Origin of the sequence: Microvirga arvi (assembly GCF_016892765.1) — a bacterium.
Lineage (GTDB): Bacteria > Pseudomonadota > Alphaproteobacteria > Rhizobiales > Beijerinckiaceae > Microvirga > Microvirga arvi.
Map to the genome: position 1 here is coordinate 79,363 of NZ_JAFEMD010000002.1, position 23,771 is coordinate 103,133.

26 protein-coding genes and 1 riboswitch are annotated in these 23,771 nt (G+C 64.6%); of the genes, 18 read left to right on the forward strand and 8 right to left on the reverse strand.

The annotated features are described in order from the left end of the window. The first annotated feature begins 37 nt into the window (after positions 1-37). The 7 genes from smc to ILT44_RS01730 all read left to right on the forward strand — a co-directional run bounded on the left by smc (position 38) and on the right by ILT44_RS01730 (position 7,186). Positions 38-3,496, forward strand: a complete 3,459-nt coding sequence (gene smc, locus ILT44_RS01700) for a chromosome segregation protein SMC (protein WP_204237822.1) — start codon at positions 38-40, stop codon at positions 3,494-3,496. A 364-nt stretch (positions 3,497-3,860) separates the two neighbouring features. After that, complete coding sequence (locus tag ILT44_RS01705; protein ID WP_204237823.1) at positions 3,861-4,232, forward strand: AtpZ/AtpI family protein; 372 nt, start codon at positions 3,861-3,863, stop codon at positions 4,230-4,232. Positions 4,233-4,291: 59 nt separating this feature from the next. Then, on the forward strand, positions 4,292-5,020 hold the full coding sequence (locus tag ILT44_RS01710; RefSeq protein WP_239467838.1) for a F0F1 ATP synthase subunit A: 729 nt from the start codon (positions 4,292-4,294) through the stop codon (positions 5,018-5,020). Positions 5,021-5,075: 55 nt separating this feature from the next. Next, entirely contained in the window at positions 5,076-5,300 is a 225-nt protein-coding gene (locus tag ILT44_RS01715) for a F0F1 ATP synthase subunit C (RefSeq protein ID WP_009764739.1), read from the forward strand. Between the two features lie 115 nt (positions 5,301-5,415). After that, the gene (locus ILT44_RS01720) at positions 5,416-5,964 is read left to right on the forward strand and encodes a F0F1 ATP synthase subunit B family protein (protein ID WP_204237824.1); all 549 of its coding nucleotides are present in this window, start codon (positions 5,416-5,418) and stop codon (positions 5,962-5,964) included. 13 nt (positions 5,965-5,977) lie between these two features. Further along, a complete protein-coding gene (locus ILT44_RS01725) occupies positions 5,978-6,463 on the forward strand; it encodes a F0F1 ATP synthase subunit B family protein (protein WP_204237825.1) in 486 nt (161 codons plus the stop codon). 66 nt (positions 6,464-6,529) lie between these two features. Beyond that, complete coding sequence (locus tag ILT44_RS01730) at positions 6,530-7,186, forward strand: HAD family hydrolase (protein WP_204237826.1); 657 nt, start codon at positions 6,530-6,532, stop codon at positions 7,184-7,186. A 144-nt stretch (positions 7,187-7,330) separates the two neighbouring features. Here ILT44_RS01730 and gcvPB read toward each other — a convergent pair whose 3' ends face one another. Genes gcvPB through gcvT form a run of 5 tightly spaced genes read right to left on the reverse strand, consistent with a single transcriptional unit; the run spans position 7,331 to position 12,302 of the window. Continuing rightward, positions 7,331-8,899: an aminomethyl-transferring glycine dehydrogenase subunit GcvPB gene (gene gcvPB / locus ILT44_RS01735; RefSeq protein WP_204237827.1), complete on the reverse strand. Its 1,569-nt coding sequence runs from the start codon at positions 8,897-8,899 to the stop codon at positions 7,331-7,333. Then, positions 8,899-10,239, reverse strand: a complete 1,341-nt coding sequence (gene gcvPA, locus ILT44_RS01740) for an aminomethyl-transferring glycine dehydrogenase subunit GcvPA (RefSeq protein WP_204237828.1) — start codon at positions 10,237-10,239, stop codon at positions 8,899-8,901. Before gcvPA ends, gcvPB begins: the two co-directional genes overlap by 1 nt. Before the next feature lie 22 nt (positions 10,240-10,261). Next, on the reverse strand, positions 10,262-10,738 hold the full coding sequence (locus tag ILT44_RS01745; protein WP_204237829.1) for an OsmC family protein: 477 nt from the start codon (positions 10,736-10,738) through the stop codon (positions 10,262-10,264). 15 nt (positions 10,739-10,753) lie between these two features. Beyond that, positions 10,754-11,128: a glycine cleavage system protein GcvH gene (gene gcvH, locus ILT44_RS01750; RefSeq protein ID WP_204237830.1), complete on the reverse strand. Its 375-nt coding sequence runs from the start codon at positions 11,126-11,128 to the stop codon at positions 10,754-10,756. 25 nt (positions 11,129-11,153) lie between these two features. Then, complete coding sequence (gcvT, locus tag ILT44_RS01755) at positions 11,154-12,302, reverse strand: glycine cleavage system aminomethyltransferase GcvT (protein WP_204237831.1); 1,149 nt, start codon at positions 12,300-12,302, stop codon at positions 11,154-11,156. Between the two features lie 159 nt (positions 12,303-12,461). Further along, positions 12,462-12,553: riboswitch (glycine riboswitch) on the reverse strand. 186 nt (positions 12,554-12,739) lie between these two features. Here gcvT and ILT44_RS01760 point away from each other — a divergent pair. Next, positions 12,740-13,042 carry a hypothetical protein gene (locus ILT44_RS01760; protein WP_204237832.1) on the forward strand — a complete coding sequence of 101 codons (303 nt, stop codon included), beginning with the start codon at positions 12,740-12,742 and terminating at the stop codon, positions 13,040-13,042. A 145-nt stretch (positions 13,043-13,187) separates the two neighbouring features. Next, on the forward strand, positions 13,188-14,492 hold the full coding sequence (locus ILT44_RS01765) for a hemolysin family protein (RefSeq protein WP_204237833.1): 1,305 nt from the start codon (positions 13,188-13,190) through the stop codon (positions 14,490-14,492). Positions 14,493-14,495: 3 nt separating this feature from the next. On the opposite strand, the gene ILT44_RS01770 is transcribed toward ILT44_RS01765, so the two are convergent. Both ILT44_RS01770 and ILT44_RS01775 read right to left on the reverse strand, forming a co-directional pair. Continuing rightward, on the reverse strand, positions 14,496-15,074 hold the full coding sequence (locus ILT44_RS01770; RefSeq protein WP_204237834.1) for a hypothetical protein: 579 nt from the start codon (positions 15,072-15,074) through the stop codon (positions 14,496-14,498). Positions 15,075-15,095: 21 nt separating this feature from the next. Continuing rightward, positions 15,096-15,608 carry an invasion associated locus B family protein gene (locus ILT44_RS01775; RefSeq protein ID WP_204237835.1) on the reverse strand — a complete coding sequence of 171 codons (513 nt, stop codon included), beginning with the start codon at positions 15,606-15,608 and terminating at the stop codon, positions 15,096-15,098. A 312-nt stretch (positions 15,609-15,920) separates the two neighbouring features. Between ILT44_RS01775 and coxB the strand changes: the two genes are divergently transcribed. The 8 genes from coxB to ILT44_RS01815 all read left to right on the forward strand — a co-directional run bounded on the left by coxB (position 15,921) and on the right by ILT44_RS01815 (position 22,452). Beyond that, entirely contained in the window at positions 15,921-16,778 is an 858-nt protein-coding gene (coxB, locus tag ILT44_RS01780; protein WP_239467850.1) for a cytochrome c oxidase subunit II, read from the forward strand. 29 nt (positions 16,779-16,807) lie between these two features. Beyond that, complete coding sequence (gene ctaD, locus ILT44_RS01785; RefSeq protein ID WP_204237837.1) at positions 16,808-18,427, forward strand: cytochrome c oxidase subunit I; 1,620 nt, start codon at positions 16,808-16,810, stop codon at positions 18,425-18,427. Between the two features lie 128 nt (positions 18,428-18,555). Then, the gene (locus ILT44_RS01790) at positions 18,556-19,512 is read left to right on the forward strand and encodes a heme o synthase (protein ID WP_239467851.1); all 957 of its coding nucleotides are present in this window, start codon (positions 18,556-18,558) and stop codon (positions 19,510-19,512) included. A 4-nt stretch (positions 19,513-19,516) separates the two neighbouring features. Continuing rightward, positions 19,517-19,678 (forward strand): cytochrome c oxidase system small membrane protein, encoded by a 162-nt coding sequence (locus ILT44_RS01795; RefSeq protein ID WP_204237839.1) that lies wholly within the window; start codon positions 19,517-19,519, stop codon positions 19,676-19,678. Between the two features lie 9 nt (positions 19,679-19,687). After that, positions 19,688-20,278 (forward strand): cytochrome c oxidase assembly protein, encoded by a 591-nt coding sequence (locus tag ILT44_RS01800; RefSeq protein WP_204237840.1) that lies wholly within the window; start codon positions 19,688-19,690, stop codon positions 20,276-20,278. Between the two features lie 68 nt (positions 20,279-20,346). Then, positions 20,347-21,210 carry a cytochrome c oxidase subunit 3 gene (locus tag ILT44_RS01805; protein ID WP_204237841.1) on the forward strand — a complete coding sequence of 288 codons (864 nt, stop codon included), beginning with the start codon at positions 20,347-20,349 and terminating at the stop codon, positions 21,208-21,210. Between the two features lie 112 nt (positions 21,211-21,322). Beyond that, on the forward strand, positions 21,323-21,694 hold the full coding sequence (locus ILT44_RS01810; RefSeq protein WP_204237842.1) for a DUF983 domain-containing protein: 372 nt from the start codon (positions 21,323-21,325) through the stop codon (positions 21,692-21,694). After that, positions 21,691-22,452 carry an SURF1 family protein gene (locus ILT44_RS01815; RefSeq protein ID WP_204237843.1) on the forward strand — a complete coding sequence of 254 codons (762 nt, stop codon included), beginning with the start codon at positions 21,691-21,693 and terminating at the stop codon, positions 22,450-22,452. The genes ILT44_RS01810 and ILT44_RS01815 overlap by 4 nt, the downstream gene beginning before the upstream one ends. Here the strand turns inward: ILT44_RS01815 and ILT44_RS01820 are convergent. After that, a complete protein-coding gene (locus tag ILT44_RS01820) occupies positions 22,440-22,796 on the reverse strand; it encodes a hypothetical protein (RefSeq protein ID WP_204237844.1) in 357 nt (118 codons plus the stop codon). The two genes, ILT44_RS01815 and ILT44_RS01820, sit on opposite strands and share 13 nt — an antisense overlap. 372 nt (positions 22,797-23,168) lie before the next feature. Between ILT44_RS01820 and ILT44_RS01825 the strand changes: the two genes are divergently transcribed. After that, entirely contained in the window at positions 23,169-23,705 is a 537-nt protein-coding gene (locus tag ILT44_RS01825) for a GNAT family N-acetyltransferase (protein WP_204237845.1), read from the forward strand. Positions 23,706-23,771: the final 66 nt, after the last annotated feature.

Sequence of the window (23,771 nt, forward strand, 5' to 3'; positions counted from 1 at the left end):
AACCTGCCCTCCCCGGGCGGGACGGGAAGGCGCGTCCATGAAGCTGACGCGCCTTCGCATCGCAGGCTTCAAGACCTTCGTCGAGCCCACCGACTTCCTGATCGAGCCAGGGCTGACCGGCGTCGTCGGGCCCAACGGCTGCGGCAAATCCAACCTTGTCGAGGCCCTGCGCTGGGTCATGGGGGAAAACTCCTTCAAGAACATGCGCGCCACGGGGATGGACGACGTCATCTTCTCCGGCTCCGGCGGGCGGCCCGCCCGCAACTGGGCCGAGGTGATGCTCACCATCGACAATGCGGAGCGCACGGCTCCAGCCGCCTTCAACGACACAGATCTCCTTGAAATCTCCCGCAAGATCGAGCGCGAGGAAGGCTCGACCTACCGGGTCAACGGCAAGGAAGTGCGCGCCCGCGACGTGCAGATCCTGTTCGCGGATGCTGCGACCGGGTCCCGCTCGCCGGCCCTTGTCCGCCAGGGCCAGATCAGCGAAATCATCTCCGCCAAGCCCCAGGCCCGCCGCCGCATCCTGGAAGATGCCGCCGGCATCGCGGGCCTTCATGCCCGCCGGCACGAGGCGGAGCTGCGGCTCAAAGCTGCCGAGGACAATTTGGTTCGCGTCGAGGACGTGATCCGTGAGCTTGAGAGCCAGATCGAGAGCCTCAAGCGCCAGGGACGTCAGGCCTCCCGCTACAAAAACCTCTCCTCCGAGATCCGCCGGCTCGAGGCGCTGATGTACGCCATCAGCTTCGCCGAGGCGCGGGAGCAGGCCGCGACCGCAGAACGCCAGGTCGCCGAAGACCTCAAGGCGGTTGCCGATGCCACCGAGGAGCAGACCCGGGCGGCCACCGCCCAGGCCGTTGCCGCCCACGCTCTTCCGGGACTGCGTCAGGCGGAGGCCGCAGCCGCAGCCGCCCTGCAGCGCCTGACCCATGCCCGCAACGAGCTCGAATCGGAGGAACGCCGCTCCAAGGAGCGCGTGACCGAACTGGAGCGGCATATCGGGGACCTCAACCGCGACATCGCCCGGGAGGCCGCCCAGCGCATGGACGCGGAGGCCACCATCGAGCGCCTCCAGGCCGAAGCCGCCGAGATCACGCTCACCACCGATGGGGCGGACGAGGCCCGCGCCGAGGCTGAGGAGAGGCTCCACAGCGCCGAGGCGGCGTTGCACGAGGCCGAGGCAGCCTTGAGCGCGCTCCAGGCCCAGACTTCCGATCTCAATGCCCGCCGCGCCGCCCTCGAGCGGGCCGTGCGCGAGGAGATGGAGCGCGCCACCCGTTTCCGATCCGAGAAGGAGCGGCTTGAGCGCGAGATCGCCGCCCTCTCCGCTTCACCCGAGGACGGCCCGTCCCTCGAGGACCTGCGCGAGAGCATGGCGATCGCCGAGGAAACCGCCCAATCCGCCGAAGAGGCTGTGATCGAGGCGCGCGAGACCCTGGCGGCGGCCCGCGAGGCCGAGAGCCGCCTGCGCCAGCCCCTCAACGAGGCCGAGCGCAAGGCGCAGCGCCTCGAGACCGAGGCCCGCACCCTCGCCAAGCTCGTCACCTCCGCCACCGGCGATCTCTGGCCGCCGGCAGTCGATCAGATCACGGTGCAGAAGGGCTACGAGACCGCGCTGGGCGCAGCTCTCGGCGACGATCTTGAAGCCTCGATCAATTCTTCGGCTCCCCACCACTGGGCCGAAACCACCTTGGGAGAGGGCGATCCGGCCCTGCCGGAGGGTGTCCGCTCGCTGGCGGATCTTGCCCAGGCCCCCGCTGCCCTTCAGCGCCGCCTGCGCCAGATCGGCGTGGTCGGCAAGGGCGACGGACTGCGACTGCGCAGCATGCTGAAGCCCGGCCAGCGGCTGGTTTCCATGGAAGGCGACCTGTGGCGCTGGGACGGCTTTACCGCCGCGGCCGAAGCGCCCTCGCCCGCCGCCCGCCGCCTCGTCGAAAAGAATCGCCTCGGCGACCTGGAGCGCGAAGCCGCCGAGGCTCGCGAGCAGGCCGAGCACCTGCGCCACGAGGCGGAAGCCGCGCTTGAATCCGTCCGCAAGGCGGCCGCGCACGAGATGCAGGCCAACGAGGCGGCCCGGCAGACCCGGCAGGCGCTCGATGCTGCCCGAACCCGTCTGACGGCTGCCGAACGCAAGGAAGCCGAGCTCGGCCAGCGCCGCTCAGCCCTGCAGGAAGGCCTGACCCGTCTCTCGGAGAGCGAGGCGGAGGCGCTGGAGCGTGTGCAGGATGCGCAAGAAGCCCTGCAGGATCTTGCCCCTGCGCCAGACCTCGAAAGCCGCCTGCTCGAAGAGCGCACCCGCGTGGCCGAGCGCCGGGCTGCCGCCTCCGAGGCGCGGGCCGCCCTGCAATCCCTCATGCACGAGGCCGAGCTGCGCCGTCGCCGGCAGGAGGCTCTTGCGGCCGATATCCGGCTCTGGACCGAGCGTGCCGCCCGTGCCGCCAAGGCCTTCGAGGATCTCGGCGAGCGTCTCGAGCGGGCCCAGGACGAGCACCAGCGCCTGCTGGAGGCTCCCGACACCTATCTCCAGCGCCGCCGCGCCCTCATCAGTGAGGTCGAGGAAGCCGAGGCAAAGCGCAAGGAAGCCGCCGACCGGCTCGCCGATGCGGAGACGAACCTGTCCGAGACGGACCGCGCCGCCCGCGCCGCCCTGGAGGCCATGTCCGCTGCCCGCGAATCCCGTGCCGGGTCCCAGGCCCGCCACGAGGCTGCCGTCGCGCGCCTGGCCGAAATCACCCGCACCATCGCGGAGAATCTCGAGACGACCCCAGCCGGGCTCATCGAGCTTGCCGGCTTGAAGGAAGCGACCGAGCTTCCCCCGCATGCGGAAATCGAATCGAAGCTCCATTCGCTCAAGAACGACCGGGAGCGCCTCGGCGCCGTGAACCTGCGCGCCGACGAGGAACTCTCTGAACTCGAAGCCAAGCACAACAGCATCGCCGGTGAGCGGGACGACCTCGTCGAAGCCATCAAGCGCCTGCGCCAGGCCATCGGCAGCCTCAATCGCGAGGGCCGCGAGCGCCTGCTCGCCGCCTTCGACGTCGTGAACGACCATTTCAAGCGCCTCTTCGCCACCCTCTTCGGCGGCGGCACGGCCGAGCTGACCCTGGTCGATTCGGACGATCCGCTGGAGGCAGGCCTCGAGATCCTTGCCCGCCCGCCGGGCAAGAAGCCTCAGAGCATGACCCTGCTCTCAGGCGGCGAGCAGGCACTCACCGCCACCGCGCTGATCTTTGCCGTGTTCCTCACCAATCCCTCGCCGATCTGCGTGCTCGACGAGGTGGATGCGCCGCTCGACGACGCCAACGTGGAGCGCTATTGCGCCCTTCTCGAAGACATGGCCCGCCAGACCGAGACCCGGTTCGTGGTCATCACCCACAACCCGATCACCATGGCACGGATGGACCGGCTGTTCGGCGTCACCATGGCCGAGCGCGGCGTCTCGCAACTGGTCTCCGTCGACCTGCAGAGCGCAGAGCGCATTCTTGAAGTGGCCTAGCGCGTCGTGCGGACCCGGCGGGCCGCGTCAGCGACCCGAAGGGCCACGTGAGTGAAAAGTGGTTTCGGTTTTCCGCTCCGAGCAATGCGCCAGCTTAGGAAATGAAGCATCGGATGGATCTTCAAAGGGGAATCCGCTTTTAGGTCCGATGCTGTAAGGGTTTCAGACCCTGCCATGCTTCAGCCTCAAAAACGTGTGCGCTTTCCGCCTCAGGCTGCGCAAAACCAATCATAAGATAACGATATCAATTACTTAGTTCTTTTCAGACGGTCCTTGACAGGGGGGACCCCCGCTCATATGGTGCGCCCGGCTTTCGGGGCTGGTTTTCCGGTCATTTTCCCGCAACGCTTTACAGGAGATCGCAATGGCGGACCCTCAAGAGCGGAACGGTGGAAATGAGCGGGAACCGGGCAGCGCCGATGATGCCGACCTGTCAGCGAGACTGAAGTCACTCGATGCGCGGATCTCTCAAGCATCCGTTCACCGAGCCGAGTCGGAACCTCGCGCCCGCCCGACGTCCAATTCCACTGCCCTTGGCCAAGCCTTCAGGCTCTCGGCCGAATTCGTTGCAGGGGTTGCCGCCGGCGTGATCCTGGGTCTGCTCGTCGACCACCTGTTCGGATCTTCCCCTTGGGGTCTGATCGTTTGTCTGATACTCGGCTTCTGCGCCGGGATGCTCAATCTGATGCGAGCAGCTGGGGTGGTCAAACCCGCCCGGCATGACGGCAAGCGGTGACGGACCGGACTTTCGAACGCCGAACGGCATTGGCAACAGCGAACTTTTGAGAGCGGATCATGGCGAGCCCGATCGAACAATTCCAGATCAAGCCCATCATTCCGGTCATCAACTTCACCAACTCGTCCCTGTTCATGATCGGCGCTGCCGCCGTGATCGTGGGCGGCCTCCTGTTGGCGACGCGCAGGCGTGCCGTCGTTCCCGGACGCGCCCAGTCGATGGCCGAGGTGCTGCATGACTTCGTGGCGAACACGCTGGTCGATGCCACAGGCAAGGAGGGGATGAAGTTCTTCCCCCTCGTGTTCTCCCTCTTCATGTTCGTGCTGACGGCGAACCTGCTCGGCATGATCCCGGGTTTCTTCACGGTCACCAGCCACATCATCGTCACCTTCGCCCTCGCGATGCTGGTGATCGGTACCGTGGTGGTCTACGGTTTCATCAAGCACGGCACCCATTTCCTCGGCCTTTTCGTGCCGTCAGGCGTGCCGGCTTGGCTCTTGCCCTTCATCGTCGTGATCGAGCTCATCTCCTTCCTCTCCCGCCCGATCTCGCTGTCCCTGCGTCTTTTTGCGAACATGCTCGCGGGACACATCGCGCTGAAGGTTTTCGCAGGCTTCGTCGTCAGCCTCCTGGCGGCCGGCGGTGCCCTGACGATCCTCGCTCCGCTGCCGCTTCTCATGGCGGTTGCTCTCATGGCGCTCGAGTTCCTCGTCGCCGCTCTGCAGGCCTACGTCTTCACGGTGTTGACCTGCATCTACCTCAACGACGCGCTGCACCCGGGCCACTAGGTCTGCGCTGAGTTACACCTTCCCTCCCGATCACGTTATTCCCAAGGAGATCACAATGGATCCGGTTGCTTTCAAGTTCCTCGGCGCGGGCCTCGCCTGCATCGGCATGGGTCTCGCCGCCATGGGCGTCGGCAACATCTTCGGCAACTTCCTCTCGGGCGCCCTGCGCAACCCGTCGGCGGCCGACGGCCAGTTCGCCCGCGCCTTCATCGGTGCGGCGCTCGCGGAAGGTCTCGGCATCTTCTGCCTCGTCGTCGCTCTCGTTCTGCTCTTCACCTAATCTCAAGACGGTGATCGGGAGGTCGGGGCGTCCAACCGCTTCGCCTCGACACGAGTGACGGCGGATCCACCGCCGTCATTCATTGTTTTCAGGATCGTTCTTCAGGATCTGCTCCATGGCTCAGGCTCAGACGACCCATGCCACAACAGAGGCCCCCGGCGGCGCTCACGAGGATATCGGCTTTCCGCCCTTCGAGACGGAAACCTATGCCGGTCAGCTCCTCTGGCTGGCAATCACCTTCGTGGCGCTCTACATCCTGCTCTCACGGCTGGTCCTCCCGCGCCTGAGCGGAATCATCGAGAACCGCCGCGCGATGATCGCCAGCGATCTCGACGATGCGGCGGCCATGAAATCCCGCGCGGAAGAAGCCGGCACCGCTTACGAGACCGCTCTCGCCGAGGCCAAGGGCCGCGCACAGGCTCTCGCGCAGGAAACGCGCGCCAAGCTCTCGTCTGAGAGCGACGTGAAGCGCAAGGCGCTCGAGGCCGACCTCAACCAGCGTCTCGCCGATGCGGAGGCGACGATCACGGCCAAGAAGACCGAGGCCATGAGCCACGTGGACGCCATCGCCCGCGACACGGCATCCGCCATCATCGAGCGCCTCACCGGCAAGGCTCCGGCCCCGCAGAAGGTCGAAGCCGCTCTCAACCAGATCAAGGCCTGATCAGGAGATCCGCATGTTCCAAAGCGCTGAATTCTGGGTTGCGGTCGCCTTCGTCATCTTCTGGGGCATCCTGTTCTATAACGGCGTCCCCGGGAAGATCCTCAACCAGCTCGACTCCCGCGGCAAGCGCATCGCCGATGAACTGGCCGAGGCCAAGCGCCTGCGCCAGGATGCCGAAAGGCTCCTCAAGGAATTCGAGGCCAAGCGCTCCGCCGCCGAACGCGAGGCCGCCGAGATCGTCTCCAACGCCCGCGAGGAGGCCGAGCGCCTGGCTCGCGAGGCCCAGGAGAAGATGGCCGACTTCGTGAAGCGCCGCACCGCGACGGCCGAGGCGAAGATCGCCCAGGCGGAGGTCCAGGCTTCGGCTGAAGTCCGCGCCGCCGCCATCGACGCCGCGATCAAGGCGTCCGAGCGCGTGCTGCGCGACGAGATCACAGGCCCCGCCGCCGCGTCCCTCGTGACGTCGAGCCTCAACGACGTGCGCACCAAGATGCAGTAAGAGCCTTCACAAGCTGAAAGATAGCAAAGGCCGCCCTCCGAGGCGGCCTTTTTGCTGGAGAGAGATATGCTGCTGATCTTCGATTGTGACGGTGTACTGGTCGATTCCGAGGTGCTCGCCTGCGAGATCGATGCCCGGATTCTCACACGCATAGGCCTGCCCTACTCGGCCCAGGACATTGCGCGAAAGTTCGTCGGGGTCAGCTTCAAGGACATGGTGGCGCGCCTCGAGGCGGAGCATGCCTGCACCCTTCCCGCCGATTTCGGCTCGCAGATCGACAGCGATCTCTTCGCCAGCTTCGAGACGGATCTGAAGCCGATCGCGGGTGTCCGCGAGGCGATTCTCTCCCTCCCCCATCCGCGCTGCGTCGCATCCTCATCCACGCTCGATCGCATCGCCCTGTCATTGCGCATCACGGGATTGTCGGACCTGTTCGACCATGTCTTCAGCGCGACGCAGGTCGCACGCGGCAAGCCGGCACCGGATTTGTTCCTCCATGCGGCCGCGCACATGAAAGCAAGCCCTGAGGATTGCCTGGTGATCGAGGATTCCGCGGCTGGCGTTCAGGCGGCGCTTGCTGCCGGCATGCGCGTCATCGGCTTCGTCGGCGGCGGTCATTGCGGACCGGAGCATGCGGAGAAGCTGAGGCAGGCAGGAGCGCCGCTGATTCTTCTGCGGATGGAAGAACTGACCGGCGCCGTTCGAAGCATGATGTGCGCCTAACCCTTTCCACTTTAGCGGGAGAGGGGCTGTGTACGGCACAAAAAAGCAGCGCTGCCAGACCATTCATGACTCTCCAAGGCTTCCCCTCTCCCGGCTTGCTGTCGCAAGCCACCCTCTCCCGCGAAGGGGAGAGGGTTAGGCGCTCTACTCCGCCGCTTCCGCCACCGGCGCCGGCGGCGTCCACTTGAGGACCGGGTTGCGAGCGGCACGGGTCTCGTCGAGGCGGCGGCGCGGAGCGTGATAAGGCGCGCCGATAAAGCGCTCCTTGTCGCCGTTCTTCGCAGCCATGGCGAGGTCGCGCAGCATCGCGATGAAGAGATCGAGCGACGCCTTCGATTCGGATTCCGTCGGCTCGATCAGCATGGCGCCATGCACCACCAGCGGGAAGTACATGGTCATCGGGTGGTAGCCCTCGTCGATCATGGCCTTGGCCACGTCCAGCGTGGTCACGCCCGTGTCCTTGAGCCACGCATCGTCGAACAGCACCTCGTGCATGCAGGGCTTGTTGCCGAAGGGCAGCGACATCAGGTCGGCGAGACCCGCACGGATGTAGTTGGCATTGAGCACCGCATCCTCGGAGGCCTGCTTCATGCCGTCCGAACCATGCGAGAGCATGTAGGACAGGGCGCGCACATACATGCCCATCTGGCCATGGAACGCGGTCATGCGGCCGAAGGGCTTTTCCGCCGCATCGCTTTCCTGCTCCACCAGCTCGAAGCCGTCCTGGCCAGCCCGCACGAACGGCACCGGCGCGAAGGGCGCGAGGCGTGCGGAGAGCACCACCGGGCCGGAGCCCGGACCGCCGCCGCCATGCGGCGTCGAGAAGGTCTTGTGCAGGTTGATGTGCATGGCATCGACGCCGAGGTCGCCCGGCTTCGCCTTGCCGACGATGGCGTTGAAGTTGGCGCCGTCGCAGTAGAAGTAGGCGCCTGCATCGTGGATCGCCTTGGCGATCTCCGCCACCTGCGGCTCGAACAGGCCGCAGGTGTTCGGGTTCGTGAGCATGATCGCCGCCACATCGGGGCCGAGGCGCTCCTTCACGTCCTCGACGTGCACCCAGCCGTCATCGCGCGCCGGCACCGGCTTCACCTTGAAGCCGATGAGAGCGGCGGTCGCCGGATTCGTTCCATGGGCGGAATCGGGCACCAGAACCACGTTGCGGGTCGCGTCCTCGCCCTTTGCCTCGATGGCGGCCTTGATCGCCATCATGCCGCAGAGCTCGCCATGGGCACCGGCCTTCGGCGAGAGTGCCACAGCCGTCATGTTGGTAAGCGTGATGAGATAGCGGCCGAGCTCGTTCATCAGCTCCAGCGCGCCCTGCACGGTGGAGACCGGCTGCAGCGGGTGCACGTCGGAGAAGCCGGCTAAGCGCGCCATGCGCTCGTTGAGCCGCGCATTGTGCTTCATGGTGCAGGAGCCGAGCGGGAAGAGGCCCGTGTCGATGCCGTAGTTCTGCTGGCTGAGGCGCACGTAATGGCGCATGGTCTCGGGCTCGGAGAGGCCCGGCAGGCCGATAGGCTCCTTGCGCCCAAGCCCGCCGAGGCGCGGCTTGAAATCCTCCGGCTCGTCGAGATCCACGCCGGTGGTGTCATAGCGCCCGATCTCGAACAGCAGCGGCTCGACCTGCGCCAGCGCCTTGTTGCCGGTGAAGGTCGGATGCGCGGTGGTGCCGGCCTCGCCGGCGGAAGAGGGGCGTCCCTGGCGGTTCAACATCACAGAACCTCCTTCAAGGCGGCGACAAAGGCCGCGCGGTCATCATCGGTGTTCACTTCGGTGGAGGCGACGAGCAGCAGGTTGTCGAGGCCGGCGCCGGGCAGGAGGCGCGACACGGGCACGCCGGCGAGCACGCCGTTTTCGGCAAGACGCTCCACCACTTCGGCCGCAGGCTTTGCGAGCTTCAGGGTGAATTCATTGAAGAACGTCTTGTTGAGCACCTCGACGCCCTTCACGGCGCTGAGCCGATCCGCCAGCTTCACAGCATTGGCATGGTTGATGCGCGCAAGCCGCGAGAGGCCCGCCTCGCCGAGCAGCGTCATGTGAATGGTGAAGGCGAGCGAGCAAAGCCCTGAATTGGTGCAGATGTTCGAGGTCGCCTTGTCGCGGCGGATATGCTGCTCGCGGGTGGAGAGCGTCAGCACGAAGCCACGGTTGCCGTCCGCATCCACCGTCTCGCCGCAAAGGCGGCCCGGCATCTGACGGATGTATTTCGACTGCGTGGCGAAGAGGCCCACATAGGGCCCGCCGAAGTTCAACGCGTTGCCGATCGACTGCCCCTCACCCACCACGATGTCGGCGCCCTGGCTCCCTGGCGAAGCCACGAGGCCGAGCGACACCGCTTCGGTGAACACGGCAATCAGTAGCGCACCGTGCTTGTGAGCTTTCTCGGCGATAGGCTTCAGATCGCGCAGGTTGCCGAACACATCCGGCGACTGCACCACGACACAGGACACGCTGTCGTCGATCTGGGACAGGATGTCTTCCGTGCCGCCCACGTCGGGCGCCATGGTGACGACGTCGTCGCTCGACATCTCGGACAGGGTCCTCACCACATCGGCGTAATGCGGATGCAGACCGCCCGAGAGCACGGCCTTGCGGCGCTTGGTGACGCGGTGCGCCATCAGCACCGCCTCGCCCGTGCCCGTGGAGCCGTCATACATGGAGGCGTTCGCCACCTCCATGCCGGTGAGCGCCGCCACCTGGGTCTGGAACTCGAAGAGATATTGCAGCGTCCCTTGCGCGATCTCCGGCTGGTACGGCGTGTAGCTCGTCAGGAACTCGGAGCGCTGGATCAGGTGATCGACGGTCGCCGGCACATGGTGCTTGTAGGCGCCCGCGCCGACGAAGAACGGCACGGACGAAGCCGAGATGTTCTTCGCGGACATGCGGGAGAGGATGCGCTCCACTTCCCATTCGCCCTTGCGGCGCGGCAGGTCGACCGGCTCCTTCAGGAGCAGGTTTTTCGGCACATCGGCGAACAGCTCATCGACGTGATTGACGCCGATCCGCGCGAGCATCTCGCTCCGGTCGGTGTCGGACAAAGGCAAATAGCGCATCGGCGAAAAGACCTTGGTTCAGTTAGTGCGAGGGGATGCCTGCCACCACGATCTCCGTCAGGACAGAGTTGGCGATGAAGCATTCCTTGTGGGCGAGGTGATGCATGTCGGCGATCTGCTCAGGCGTCGGGAGCTTGTCGCCTGAGAATTCGATGGCAGGATCCAGGGTGACCTTGGAGACGAAGAGCTTGCCGTTCCCGTTTTTCGTCATGATCCCAAGCGCCTTGTCCTCGTAAGCATCGACGACGAAACGCTTCTTGGCGGCGATCGACAGGAAGGTGAGCATATGGCAGCTCGACAAAGCCGCCACGAACGCCTCTTCCGGATCGACCGCGTCCTCCCGCGATTGAGGCAATGGCACGACGGAAGGTGACGCGGAGCCCGGCACTTCGACGCCGCCGTCGAAAGCCCAGATATGGCCGCGGCTGTAACGGTTGTCGGAGAAGCTTTCGCCCTCTCCCCGCGTCCAGCGGATCGTCGCTCTGTATTCGTGCGCCATGCCGTGTTCTCTCGCTTACGAGATCGACTTCACGAATTCCTGGTATTGCTCTTCGGTCATGAGGCCGTCGAGCTCGCTCTGGTCCGTGAGGCGGATCTTCATGAACCATCCGCGACCAGCGGCATCCTCGTTCACCGTGCCCGGGGAAGACTCGAGCTCGCTGTTGACCTCGACCACCTCGCCGGAGACCGGCGCATAGACTTCGCTTGCCGCCTTCACGCTCTCGACGACAGCCGCCTCGTCACCCTTCGACAGGGTCTTGCCGACGCTGGGCAGCTCCACGAACACGACATCGCCGAGCTGGCCTTGGGCGTAGTCGGAAATGCCGACGATGCCGGCATCGCCCTCGACGCGGATGTATTCGTGATCCTTGGTGTAGCGCGTGGTCATGATGAATTCCCTCTTGATAGTGATGTCAGCGCTTGTAGCGATGGGGAGCGAACGGCATGGCCGCGACCTTGGCCGGCAGCGGCTTGCCGCGAACGATGAGATGAAGGTCGGTTCCGACAGCGGACGCGTCCTTCGAAACGTAGCCCATGGCGACCGGGCCGTTGACGGTGGGGCCGAAGCCGCCGGAGGTCACGATACCGATCTCGCGTCCGTCGGGTGTGGTGATGACGCTGCCCTCGCGGGCGGGAGCGCGGCCCTCCGGCTTGATGCCGACGCGAACGCGCGCAGCACCGTCCTTGATCTCGCGCTGAACGCGCTCGGCGCCCGGAAAGCCCCCCTCTTCGCGGCGGCGCTTCTGGATCGACCAGATCAGGCCCGCCTCGATGGGTGACGTCGTGGTATCGATGTCGTGGCCATAGAGGCACAGGCCCGCCTCGAGCCGCAGCGAATCGCGCGCGCCGAGGCCGATGGGCTTCACCTCCGGATCGGCGAGCAGCGTGGTCCAGAGCTTGGCCGCATCCCCGGCGTGGCAGGAGATCTCGAAGCCGTCCTCGCCGGTATAGCCGGAGCGCGACACATGGCTCCAGATGCCGTCGATCTGCACGTCCGCGGACATCATGAACGGCAGATCGGCCGTCTCTGGCGCGAGCTTGGCGAGAACCGCGGCAGCCGAAGGCCCCTGCAGGGCCATGAGCGCCAGGCCGTCCTTGCGGTTGAGGGAAACGCCCTTGGGCAGGCGAGCCTCGATATGGGCGTAGTCGGCATCTTTCATGGAGGCGTTCACCACCAGATAAAGCCAGCCTTCATGGCCGGGGGCTCCGACGCGCGTGACCATGAGGTCGTCGAGGATGCCGCCGTCATCCGCCAGAAGCTGCGAATAGCGCTGCTGGTTCGGCTTCAGGTTCAGCACGTCGGCGGGGATCAGGGCCTCGAGGGCTCTCGCCACGGTCTCGTGGCTCTTGTCCTCGGCGACGAGGAAGGCCTGGCCCATGTGGGAGACGTCGAACAGGCCCGCATGCTCGCGGGTCCAGTTGTGCTCGGTCAGGATGCCCGTGGGATACTGCACCGGCATGTCGTAGCCGGCGAAGGGCACCATGCGGGCACCGACGGCCACATGCTCGGCATGAAGCGGGGTTTTCAGGAGCGGCTCGTCGCTATGCGCTGGCTCGGCCATCGGTGTCCCTCAAAGGTGCGCGTTCCATCGAGCCTTGCGGCCCGTTGCTCTGCGCCCCCTCTGTCCCGAGACCTGAGAGATTTCCCTTGGCGCCGAAGCCCCAGGTTACGCCCGTCGGTGGACGACGTTTGCAAAAACGTCGCCGCTTTCCAGAGTGCCAGCTCCCGCGCGGTCCTTTGGCCTGAGCGTTTCCGGGGCGGTTGCGCCTTCGGCGCCGGACGCTGAGGTCCGGTCTCTTCCGCGGGGATCATCGGCTGGGATTTAGCTCTGAAGAGGAATTGCGATCCTGTCAACAAAGCAGGTCCATGGAGCACAGCTGCTTGTTTACGCAACTCGCACAATTCATGGACCTTCCACCACCTGTGCGCGATCATATTGCAATTCCACACCTTATAGTAGTATAGATATAACGTACTGCTACTTCAATGAGGGTAAGTATGGCTGTCTATACGGTAAGCTTTGAACTCAAGTATGATGACGAATACCGCAAGCGGTATGATAGCTTTATGGAGCAAATAAAGAAAACCACGCCTTGGTGGGCAGAAAACACCTCATACGTTGTAGTAGAAACAACAGAGGACATCGATGCGTTTTGTAGCAGGATCTATACAAAAAGCCTGTTTAACGCTACTAAGGACCGATATTTGGTCCTCGACGCCGATGTGAAATCGGGTCGCGTAAGAGGACCAGTAGTTGATAACGACTTGTTCAAACTGCTCCCGTTCGTAAAAAAGCTCTGAGGATTTATTGTGCGTGGAGGTTGAAGAACTCCCACGCACAATCTCACCCTTTAATTGACGGCGGCCCCGCCACGCTCCATTTTAGGCGCATCTGTCACAGAAGGGGAGAAGCGCGGCCTGATCCGGTCAGCAGCTCCATGCATCGTTGCTCGAACTGATCATCGCTCTCGCTCTCGTCGCCCTCAACGGCATCTTTGCCCTCTCCGAACTTGCCATCGTCTCCGCCCGGCGGCCCCGTCTCAAGGCCATGGCCGAGCAGGGCCGCTCGGGGGCCAACACGGCCCTGACCCTCATGGAGGATTCGGGCCGCTTCCTGTCCACGGTCCAGATCGGCATCACCCTGGTCGGTATCCTGGCCGGCGCCTTCTCGGGCGCGGCGCTGGGCGGCAAGCTGAGGGACATCTTCCTGGCCCAGGGCATGCCCGCGGGCGCGGCCGAGCCTCTCGGCTACGGCATCGTCATCGGCCTCATCACCTACCTGTCCATCGTCATCGGCGAGCTCGTGCCCAAGCAGCTCGCCCTGCGCCATCCCGAAGGCATCGCCTGCGCCATGGCGCCGATGATGCTGATCGTCTCGAAGGTCGCGGCCCCCGCGGTCTGGCTTCTGAACGCCTCCACCACCCTGATCTTCAGCCTGCTCGGGACCAAATCCGACGACAGCGCGACCGTCACCGAAGAGGAGATCAAGATGCTCGTCGGCGAGGCCGAGAGCGCCGGCGTGATCGAGGAGGAGGAGCGCCGCATGATCTCGGGCGTGCTGCGCCTCGGGGACCGGACGGTTCGCGGTCTCATGACGCCGCGCACGGACGTGGACTGGATCGACCTCGACGATGACGAGGAGGCGATCCGCCAGCTGCTGATCGCGACGCCGCATTCGCGCCTGCCGGTCAGCGAGAAAACACCCGACAACGTGATCGGCGTCGTTCAGTCGCGCGAGATCCTGGCGGCCATGCTGTCCGGCCAGCCCCTCGACATCCGCAAGCACATGCAGCCCGCGCCGGTCATTCCGGACACGCTCTATGCCCTGGACGCGCTGGCGATCCTGCGCGACTCGGAGGTGCCGATGGCCCTCGTTCACGACGAGTACGGCCATTTCGAAGGAGTCGTGACCCCGGCCGATGCCCTGGAGGCCATCGTCGGCGCCTTCCGCTCCGACGGCGAGGCGCCGGAACCCGACGCCGTCCGGCGCGAGGACGGCTCCTGGCTGCTCGCGGGCTCCATGCCCGTGGACGAGATGGCCGAGATCCTGGGCGTCACCCTGCCGGAGAGCCGCAGCTATCATACGGTCGGCGGCCTCGTGATCAGCGAGCTGCAGCATCTGCCGACCACGGGCGAGCATGTGGAGACCTTCGGCTGGCGCTTCGAGGTCATCGATCTCGACGAGCGCCGGATCGACAAGGTCCTGGCCGCCCCCCTCAACCAGAGAGCGGGCGCTGCCGCTCTCTATTGAATTTTAGCCGCGACGCCCCGCGGGCGCGCGGCTGCCCAGCCCGACTTCGATCTCGAAGCTGTTGGCATAGGCCGCCGGAACCACGATGCCGTCCTCGATGATGGACACGTTCGTCTGGGTCTGACCCGCCGGGATCGCGGCCGCCACGCGGCGGGAGCGGTTGGCGAACACGGTCGAGCCGTCCTTCACCACGATCTGGACCGGGATGTCATAGCGGCCGGACGATCCGCCGACGCCCAGGAGCGCCCGGGCTTCGACCCCGATCTTGACCAGGGTCGAGCCGTCCGGCTGGCCGATGCATTCGCGGGCGACCTCACCTAGCGTAATCTGACTGCGGACGGAGCCGGCCTCGCCGCCGCCGCGAACCTGAAGCGCCGCGCCGCCATCGGTGACGTCGACGGTCGGGCAGTAGACGTCCTCGATGGCAGTGGATTGGGCCGGGGGCTGCGTGGTTCCCGCCGTGAGCAGCATGTCGCCCACGCCGAAGCCGCCCTCGCCCGGCGCGCCGCAGCCGGCCAGCGCCGTCACGCCGAGCACCGCGAGCGCCCGCGCGGCTCTGCCGTTCAATCCCTTGGTCATCATGTCCCCCACCTTCTTCATCGTTTATGGAAGAGCATCGAACCCGGTCGCGAACCCATTCAGGGATACGGGAATTCCGATGCCTTCCTCCGGCGTCTGGAACACGATGAAGGTGGCCTGCTGGCCTGTCTTCATCTGGCTGATCAGACTGTCCTCCATCACGACCTCCGCGACGCAGCCGGAAGCCAGGCAGCGGACGAATCCCGCCCGGCCGATATCCGTCTGGTCGATCTTGAGACCGAGACCCGAGGGCAGCAGAATACCCAGGGGCGCCACGACGCGAAGGAGGCGGCTTTTGCCGTCGGCGGTTTTCAACATGATAATCACGAGGGTGACGTTGGGGCGGTCCTCTGCAACGACGTTCTGCACCAGGGCGCATTGCTCGGCCGTTGCCCCCGCCGGCGTCTCACAGCGCATCTGCCAGTCGCCGAAGGTGTTTCTGACCATTCCCTGAGCATCGGCGCCGATGGCCCCGAACAGGGCCGACAGCCCCAGGAATGCGGCCGCGCCATGGCGAACCCACTGCGATGCGCCCATCGGTGTCTCCATTCGTTAACCCTCATGAAGGGTCGCGGCGTACCGCCGCTGCGATCCATCTTTGGCCCGTTGGGACCATGGCAGGGGGCGCAATGTCAAGCGAGAGCGGCGATTTGGGGACCTGAAACGGTTTTTGGCGGTTATGACGCATAAATTGCGACGACTGCACCGTTGCGCTTGGGGCAATCCTGTGGTCTTTGACGCAGATCAAAGGTGATGGCGCAAGCTGGGCGCCGCTATTCGCACGCCCGCGCCTTCCCCGATGCTTTCATGGCCCTGGGCCATCACATCTTTAGGAGCTTTGGAACACCGATGCGGATCGAGAATGCACGTCGATCGGTGACCGCCCTCTCCACGGCAGCGGTCGCACTTGTGTTGGGCATCAATGTGGCGTCGGCCGCCGCCGGGCAGCCCTCCCCCTGGGAAACCGGCATGCAGGAAATGGTGACCGAGCTGGGACAGAGCGTGTCCAGCTTCCACACCTACCTGGTCTGGCTGATCACGGCGATCTGCCTCTTCGTGCTGGCTTTGATCCTGGTGATCATCGCCCGGTTCAACGAGACCAAGAACCCGACCCCCTCGAAGACCACTCACAACACCCTGCTCGAAGTGGCCTGGACCATCGTCCCGGTCCTGATCCTCGTGGCGATCGCCATCCCGTCCTTCCGCCTCCTGCGCGAGCAGCTCGTGCCGCCGCAGGCTGACCTGGTGGTGAAGGTGACCGGCTATTCCTGGTACTGGGGCTACGAATACCCGGCCGATCAGGGCGGCGGCTTCAAGTTCGACTCGAACATGATCACCGAGGACAGCGCCCGCAAGCCGGATCAGCCTCGCCTGCTCGGCGCCGACAACGCGATGGTGGTACCGGTGGGCAAGGTGGTTCGCGTTCAGGTCACCTCCGCCGACGTGCTGCATGCCTTCGCTATGCCGTCCTTCTACATCAAGATCGACGCCACCCCCGGCCGCCTGAACGAGACCTGGTTCAAGGCCGAGAAAGAGGGCGTGTATTTCGGCCAGTGCTCGGAGCTCTGCGGCAACGGCCATCCCTACATGCCGATCGAAATCCGCGTCGTCAGCGAGCAGCAATATGCCGCTTGGCTGACCGAGGCGAAGCAGCGTTATGCTTCAACGGACAGCCCGGCTCCGACCAAGTTCGCGACCGCTCAGTAATCTGAAAGAAGGACCATAGAGGTCTCATCATGGCACATGCAGCTGATGCCGCTCACGCGGATCACCACGATCACCTTCCGAGCTTCTGGCGTCGGTGGTTCTATTCCACGAACCACAAGGACATCGGCACGCTCTACATGATTTTCGGCTTCACGGCGGGCATCGTCGGTGGCCTGCTCTCCATCGGGATGCGTCTCGAGCTCCAGGAGCCCGGCCTGCAGTTCTTCTCGAATCCGCAAGCCTTCAACGTCTTCGTGACCGGCCACGGCCTCATCATGGTGTTCTTCATGGTGATGCCCACCCTCATCGGCGGCTTCGGCAACTGGTTCATCCCGCTCATGATCGGCGCGCCCGACATGGCCTTCCCGCGGATGAACAACATCTCGTATTGGCTCACCGTCGCGGCCTTCGCCCTGATGCTCTGCTCGCTCTTCGTCGAGGGCGCTCCGGGCTCGCTCGGCTTCGGCGGCGGCTGGACCGTCTATCCGCCGCTCTCGACCGTGGGCCATCCCGGCCCTGCGCTCGACTTCGGCATCTTCGCCCTGCACCTGGCCGGTGCGGCCTCGATCCTGGGCGCGATCAACTTCATCACCACGATCCTCAACATGCGCGCTCCGGGCATGACGCTGCACAAGATGCCGCTGTTTGCCTGGTCGATGCTGGTGACCGCATTCCTGCTGCTCCTGTCGCTGCCGGTACTCGCAGGCGCGATCACGATGCTGCTCACCGACCGCAACTTCGGCACGACCTTCTTCGATCCGTCGGGCGGTGGCGATCCGGTGCTCTACCAGCACCTGTTCTGGTTCTTCGGCCATCCCGAAGTGTACATCATGATCCTGCCGGCCTTCGGCATCGTCAGCCACATCATCTCCACCTTCTCCAAGAAGCCCATCTTCGGCTATCTCGGCATGGCCTACGCCATGGTGGCGATCGGCGTGGTCGGCTTCGTCGTGTGGGCGCACCACATGTACACTGTCGGCCTCTCGCTCCAGACCCAGGCCTACTTCGTGTTCGCCACCATGGTGATCGCGGTTCCGACCGGCGTGAAGATCTTCTCCTGGATCGCCACCATGTGGGGCGGCTCCATCCGCTTCACGGCGGCCATGCAATGGGCGGTGGGCTTCGTGTTCCTGTTCACGGTCGGCGGCGTGACCGGCGTCGTGCTGGCGAACGCTCCCGTCGACCGCTACATGCACGACACCTACTACGTGGTAGCCCACTTCCACTACGTGCTGTCGCTCGGCGCGGTGTTCGTGATCTTCGCCGGCATGTACTACTGGTTCCCGAAGATCACCGGCTACGTGATGCCCGAGTGGATCGGCAAGCTGCACTTCTGGGTCGCCTTCATCGGCTCCAACATCCTGTTCTTCCCGATGCACTTCCTCGGCCTCTCCGGCATGCCGCGCCGCTACGCCGATTATCCGGATGCCTTCGCAGGCTGGAACATGGTGTCGTCGATCGGCGCCTACATCTTCTTCGCCGGTCTCTTCATCTTCATGTTCGGCGTGGTCTATGCCTTCATCCGCAAGGAACGGGCTGCCGACAATCCGTGGGGTGAAGGTGCAACGACCCTAGAGTGGACCCTGTCCTCTCCGCCTCCGTACCACCAGTTCGAGACCCTGCCCCGCGTCATCGACACGGGCCACTAAAAATTAGCGAGCCGGGCGGCTTTCGCCGCCCGCTCCTCCCCGGAAGGCTTGGGATGCCCAAGCCTTCCGGCGAGGAGCCGACACTCCTGAGGCCTTCTGGCCTCGTCCCGGCATTTCGGAAGTTTGTGATGAGCCCCATGTCGAACAGTTTGGTCGAACCCCAGGTCGAGAGCCTTGCCACGGCGGGACTGTCGCAGGGAGACGTGTCCGACTTCTTCGCGCTGCTGAAGCCCCGCGTGATGTTTCTCGTGGTCTTCACAGCGCTCGTCGGCATGGTCGTGAGCCATCCGGACGTTCACCCGGTCGTGGCCTTTGTCTCGCTCCTGATGATCGCCGTCGGCGGAGGCGCCTCCGGCGCCCTGAACATGTGGTGGGACGCGGATATCGACGCGGTCATGACCCGCACCCGCAAGCGCCCGATCCCGGCCGGCAAGATCCAGCCCGGCGAGGCCCTAGCTTTCGGCGTGACGCTCGCCTTCGGCTCCGTCATCATCCTGGGACTCGCCAGCAACTGGCTCGCCGCCGGCCTGCTCGCCTTCACGATCTTCTTCTACGTGGTCATCTATTCCATGTGGCTGAAGCGCTCGACGCCGCAGAACATCGTCATCGGCGGTGCGGCAGGCGCCCTCCCCCCGATCGTGGCGCAGGCGGCCGTGACCGGGCATGTGGCCTGGGACAGCGTCGTTCTCTTCGCTATCATCTTCATGTGGACGCCGCCCCATTTCTGGGCTCTGGCCCTCGTGAAGTCGAGCGATTACGAGCGCGCCGGCATCCCCATGATGCCGAACGTGGCCGGCCCCGACTCCACCCGCTTCCAGATCCTCGCCTACACGATTCTCCTGGCTCCCTTGGGGCTGGCCCCGGTGGCCCTCGGCTTCGGCGGCCTGGCCTACGCCATCATGGCGCTGATCGGCGGCTTCGGCATGCTGGCGCTCGCCGTTCAGGTCTACCGCTTGCGACAGGGCGAGCCTGCCATGCGGGTGGCTCAGCAATTGTTCGGCTTCTCGATTCTCTATCTCTTCCTGCTCTTCGCGACCCTGCTTGTGGAGCACGGCTTCGGCTTCTTCCGGCCGGTATTCAGGTGATCTGATGCTGGACCGCAAACCGCCCCAGAGCCTGACGCCCGAGGAACAGAAGCGCCGCCGCAAGCGTTCGCTGGCCCTGGCGCTCACCCTCGGCGCCCTCGTGCTGCTGTTCTATGTGGTCACGATCGCAAAGCTCGGACCGGGCGTCCTGCAGCGCCCCATGTGAGGTTTTGACATGGCTGAGAACCCGCACATCCAACGCAAGATGCACCGCACGGCTTTCGCCTGCGTCGGCATCGTCGTGGGTATGGTCGGCTTGGCTTACGCCTCCGTGCCCCTCTACGACCTTTTCTGCAAGGTCACCGGGTTTGGCGGCATGCCGGTCGCTGTCGACAGCAACGGTTCGCAGGTGATGGACAGGACCATCTCCGTCCGCTTCGACTCCAATGTCGCGCCCGGCCTGAACTGGCGCTTCGCTCCGGAGACGCCCGAGGTCAAGGTCAAGCTCGGCGAGACCACGACGGTCCTCTACAAGGTCACCAACAAGGGCGACAGGCCGAGCACGGGCATTGCCACCTACAACGTGCAGCCCGACCTCGCGGGCACCTATTTTTCGAAGCTCGAATGCTTCTGCTTCACCGAGCAGACCCTGCAGCCGGGCGAAACCCTGGAATCCGCGGTCGTGTTCTACGTCGATCCCCGTCTCGTGCAGGATCGCGACGTGAAGGACCTCACATCCATCACCCTCTCCTACACCTACTTCCCCTCCAAAGGGGGCAAGCCGGTGGCGGAAGTGACATCATCCACCAAACCCATCGCTCAATAAGGGACGTGACAACTTAAGCGGAAACGTCTTAAAGCGAGTTCACATTCGAGGCACGGAGACGACACGAAATGGCCGAGGCCCACGCCAAGAACCACGACTACCACATCCTTGAACCGAGCCCGTGGCCGCTGATCGGCGCAGTCAGCGCCTTCCTGCTGACATCAGGGTTCGTGACGTGGTGGAAGGATATCCACATCGCCGGGATGGATCTCGGTCCCTTCATCTTCGGCGCGGGCATCATCGGCGTTCTCTATACCATGCTGTCCTGGTGGACCGACGTGGTGAAGGAGGCAAATACCGGCTCTCACACCCGCGTGGTCCAGCTTCATCACCGCTACGGCATGATCATGTTCATCGCCTCCGAGGTGATGTTCTTCGCTGCCTGGTTCTGGGCCTATTTCGATGCGGCTCTCTATGCCGGCGACCCGCAGCTCTACTCGCGTGTCGAGACGCTCGGCGGCGTGTGGCCTCCGAAGGGGATCGAGACCTTCAACCCCTGGCACCTGCCGCTTCTCAACACCCTGATCCTGCTCACCTCGGGCACCACGGTCACCTGGGCGCACCACGCGCTCCTGGAGAACGACCGCCAGGGCCTCAAGATGGGCCTGTGGCTCACGGTGCTCCTAGGGTTCATCTTCACCTGCGTTCAGGCCTACGAGTACAGCCATGCGGCCTTCGGGTTCAGCGGCAACATCTACGGCGCCACCTTCTTCATGGCGACGGGCTTCCACGGCGCGCACGTGATCATCGGCACGATCTTCCTGGCCATCTGCCTGCTGCGCGCCTATCGCGGCGACTTCACGCCCAAGCAGCATCTCGGCTTCGAGTTCGCCGCCTGGTACTGGCACTTCGTCGACGTGGTGTGGCTCTTCCTCTTCGCCGCCATCTACGTGTGGGGCTACGGCGGACCGGTGGCCGGCGGCGGTCACTGACCGCGCCCATCGCGAAAAATCCGGCAAGGGCGGCTTCAAGGCCGCCCTTCGCTTTTCGGGAGACCGTCACCATGTGTCGGTCAGCCCCGCCGCCCCATTCTGGAGAAAAGCCGTGGCTCACGATCCTTCCGCGCCCTCGCCCATCACCACCGGCCTCAAGGGCCTATGCCCCCGCTGCGGCAAGGGACATGTGTTCGACGGCTTCCTCAAGGTTCGGCCGAAATGCGAGGTCTGCGGCCTCGATCTCGCCTTTACCGACACGGGCGATGGCCCTGCCTTCTTCGTCATGTCGTTCGTCGGTATCGTGGTGGTGGCTCTCGCCCTCTGGACCGAGTTCACCTACGAGCCGCCGATCTGGCTCCATCTCGTCATGTGGACGGTTCTGAGCATTGCCCTGAGCCTCCTCCTGGTGCGGCCGCTCAAGGGCGTTCTGATGAACCTGCAATACCACCACAAGGCCGAGGAAGGGCGCTTCGAGAAGTGACCGCCTCCGGCCTGCACAAGGGGCGCTCCCTCGTCCTCCCGGGACTCGCGACCCTGATCGCCCTTGCCATCCTGATCGGCCTCGGCACCTGGCAGCTCCAGCGCAAGGCCTGGAAGGAAGACCTGATCTCACAGATCGAGACCCGCGCCTATGCCGAGCCCGGCGCCATCCTGCCGGAAGCGGATTGGCCCACCTGGCGCGCCGACCAGGACGAGTTCAGGAAGGTGCGGGTGTCGGGCGCCTTCCTTCATGAGTTCGAAGCCCCGGTCTACGGCCTTGCCCGCGGCGAGCGGCAGGGCGCGCCGATCCAGGGCTATTATCTGATCACGCCGCTGAAACTGGCGAGCGGCGCCATCGTGATGGTCAACCGCGGTTTCGTGCCGACCGACCTGCGCGATCCGGCCCGCCGCTCCGAAAGCCAGCCCGCAGGCGGTGTCACGGTCACCGGCCTCGTGCGGGCGCCCGAAGTCCGCAACTCCTTCACTCCCAATGACGATCCGGCCCGCAATCAATGGTTCGCCCGCGATCCTCAAGCAATCGCGGCAGCCCATAACCTGGAGCGCGTCGCGCCCTTCCTGATCGATGCCGATGCGAGCCCCAATCCCGGCGGCTGGCCCCGCGGCGGGCAGACGCCGCTGACCCTGCCGAACAATCACCTGCAATACGCGATCACCTGGTACGGCATCGCGCTGACGCTTATCGGGGTCTTCGCGACCTTTGCCTGGCGTCGGCTGAAGGAGCCGGCTCAGCCGAGCTGAAACTGGAAGAATAGACCGAAGCCGAGGATGATCAGGCCCGCGCTGACGACCTTGGCGACGAACAGATATTTCAGGAGCGACTCATTCTCCGCCTTTCGCTCCGCCCTCTCGGCGCGAGTCATGTTCGCCTGTGCCTTGAACTGCTCAGCGTAGAGCGAGGTCGTCATGGTGTGGCCCACGGCGCCGTCCTTCTCCAGCTCGATGCGCTGGGCCATGACGCCGATGATGAGACCGAGAACACCCAGGCCGATGAAGCCCGCGAGCAGGAACGATCCCACCGCAACCCCTGCCAGCACGCCCACCAGGACGGGGAGCAGGATCCAGTCGATCCGTCTCATGCGCATGAACCCGGTCCTCTTTAGCGCGTCCTGCGGACCCAGAGGGCCACGTCAGTGAAAAGTGGACCCGGTTTTCCGCCCGAACGATGCGCTCATCCAAAAAGGGAGCATCAGATGGATCCTAAAAGTGCAAGTCCACTTTTAGGTCCGATGCTCTAGTGGAAGGCGAGCTTGGCTTGTAATCCTATCTATTGTACCATGCCTTCCATGTTCACGCTTCTCATGACCGTAACCCATCTCACGATGCGCCTTGCAGGGCGCACGGGAGAGGCTTTGCGCGTCTAGAACAAGCGTCGAGCATTCCCGGCAAGCCCTGCGGAGACGAGCAGGGCTTCTTCGCAGTTCCGTTCGCCTCCGCCTCATCCAGAGGAGAGCGACATGAACCTGCAATCAGCATCCGATCCACCCAATTCCGCGGCGGCCGACGAGATCGTCATCCGCGCGGCGCGGCCATGCGACTGCGAAGGCATCGCAGCGCTCGGTGACAACCCGGGTTACCGATGGGGCACCTTGCGCCTGCCCTATCGGACACCCGAAGCGATCCGGAAATGGCTTGAGAGCATCGATCCAGCCAACAACATCAGCCTCGTGGTCGAGCATTCCGGCCGGATCATCGGCAACGGCGGCTTCGAGCGCCAGCAAGGCCGACGCGCTCACGTCGCCTATCTCGGCATGGGCCTGCACGACGATTTTCACGGCCGGGGCATCGGCTCGCGGCTGATGCGCGAGCTCATCATGATCGCCGACGACTGGCTGAACCTGAGGCGGATCGAACTGACCGTCTATGTGGACAACAAGCCGGCGATCGCCCTCTACAAGCGCAACGGCTTCGAGATCGAGGGTACCCACCGGGATTTCGCCTTTCGGGGCGGCGCCTTCGCCGATGCCTATGCCATGGCGCGGATAAAACCATGAACTCTGCGACCGGATGCGGCTTGCCGTGTCCGGTCCATAACCATAATGTCCGGCCGAATTTTCCAG

Bases quoted from the DNA above. Each gene is read 5' to 3' on its own strand.
- ILT44_RS01710 (WP_239467838.1), top strand. From the start codon at position 4,292: ATGGCGAGCCCGATCGAACAATTCCAGATCAAGCCCATCATTCCGGTC.
- ILT44_RS01715 (WP_009764739.1), top strand. From the start codon at position 5,076: ATGGATCCGGTTGCTTTCAAGTTCCTCGGCGCGGGCCTCGCCTGCATC.
- ctaD (WP_204237837.1), top strand. From the start codon at position 16,808: ATGGCACATGCAGCTGATGCCGCTCACGCGGATCACCACGATCACCTT.
- ILT44_RS01800 (WP_204237840.1), top strand. From the start codon at position 19,688: ATGGCTGAGAACCCGCACATCCAACGCAAGATGCACCGCACGGCTTTC.
- gcvPB (WP_204237827.1), bottom strand. From the start codon at position 8,899: ATGTTGAACCGCCAGGGACGCCCCTCTTCCGCCGGCGAGGCCGGCACC.
- ILT44_RS01795 (WP_204237839.1), top strand. From the start codon at position 19,517: ATGCTGGACCGCAAACCGCCCCAGAGCCTGACGCCCGAGGAACAGAAG.
- ILT44_RS01760 (WP_204237832.1), top strand. From the start codon at position 12,740: ATGGCTGTCTATACGGTAAGCTTTGAACTCAAGTATGATGACGAATAC.
- coxB (WP_239467850.1), top strand. From the start codon at position 15,921: ATGCGGATCGAGAATGCACGTCGATCGGTGACCGCCCTCTCCACGGCA.
- gcvH (WP_204237830.1), bottom strand. From the start codon at position 11,128: ATGACCACGCGCTACACCAAGGATCACGAATACATCCGCGTCGAGGGC.
- ILT44_RS01790 (WP_239467851.1), top strand. From the start codon at position 18,556: ATGAGCCCCATGTCGAACAGTTTGGTCGAACCCCAGGTCGAGAGCCTT.
- ILT44_RS01745 (WP_204237829.1), bottom strand. From the start codon at position 10,738: ATGGCGCACGAATACAGAGCGACGATCCGCTGGACGCGGGGAGAGGGC.
- ILT44_RS01770 (WP_204237834.1), bottom strand. From the start codon at position 15,074: ATGATGACCAAGGGATTGAACGGCAGAGCCGCGCGGGCGCTCGCGGTG.
- ILT44_RS01775 (WP_204237835.1), bottom strand. From the start codon at position 15,608: ATGGGCGCATCGCAGTGGGTTCGCCATGGCGCGGCCGCATTCCTGGGG.
- ILT44_RS01805 (WP_204237841.1), top strand. From the start codon at position 20,347: ATGGCCGAGGCCCACGCCAAGAACCACGACTACCACATCCTTGAACCG.
- gcvPA (WP_204237828.1), bottom strand. From the start codon at position 10,239: ATGCGCTATTTGCCTTTGTCCGACACCGACCGGAGCGAGATGCTCGCG.
- ILT44_RS01730 (WP_204237826.1), top strand. From the start codon at position 6,530: ATGCTGCTGATCTTCGATTGTGACGGTGTACTGGTCGATTCCGAGGTG.
- ILT44_RS01720 (WP_204237824.1), top strand. From the start codon at position 5,416: ATGGCTCAGGCTCAGACGACCCATGCCACAACAGAGGCCCCCGGCGGC.
- ILT44_RS01825 (WP_204237845.1), top strand. From the start codon at position 23,169: ATGAACCTGCAATCAGCATCCGATCCACCCAATTCCGCGGCGGCCGAC.
- ILT44_RS01820 (WP_204237844.1), bottom strand. From the start codon at position 22,796: ATGCGCATGAGACGGATCGACTGGATCCTGCTCCCCGTCCTGGTGGGC.
- ILT44_RS01705 (WP_204237823.1), top strand. From the start codon at position 3,861: ATGGCGGACCCTCAAGAGCGGAACGGTGGAAATGAGCGGGAACCGGGC.
- smc (WP_204237822.1), top strand. From the start codon at position 38: ATGAAGCTGACGCGCCTTCGCATCGCAGGCTTCAAGACCTTCGTCGAG.
- ILT44_RS01725 (WP_204237825.1), top strand. From the start codon at position 5,978: ATGTTCCAAAGCGCTGAATTCTGGGTTGCGGTCGCCTTCGTCATCTTC.
- gcvT (WP_204237831.1), bottom strand. From the start codon at position 12,302: ATGGCCGAGCCAGCGCATAGCGACGAGCCGCTCCTGAAAACCCCGCTT.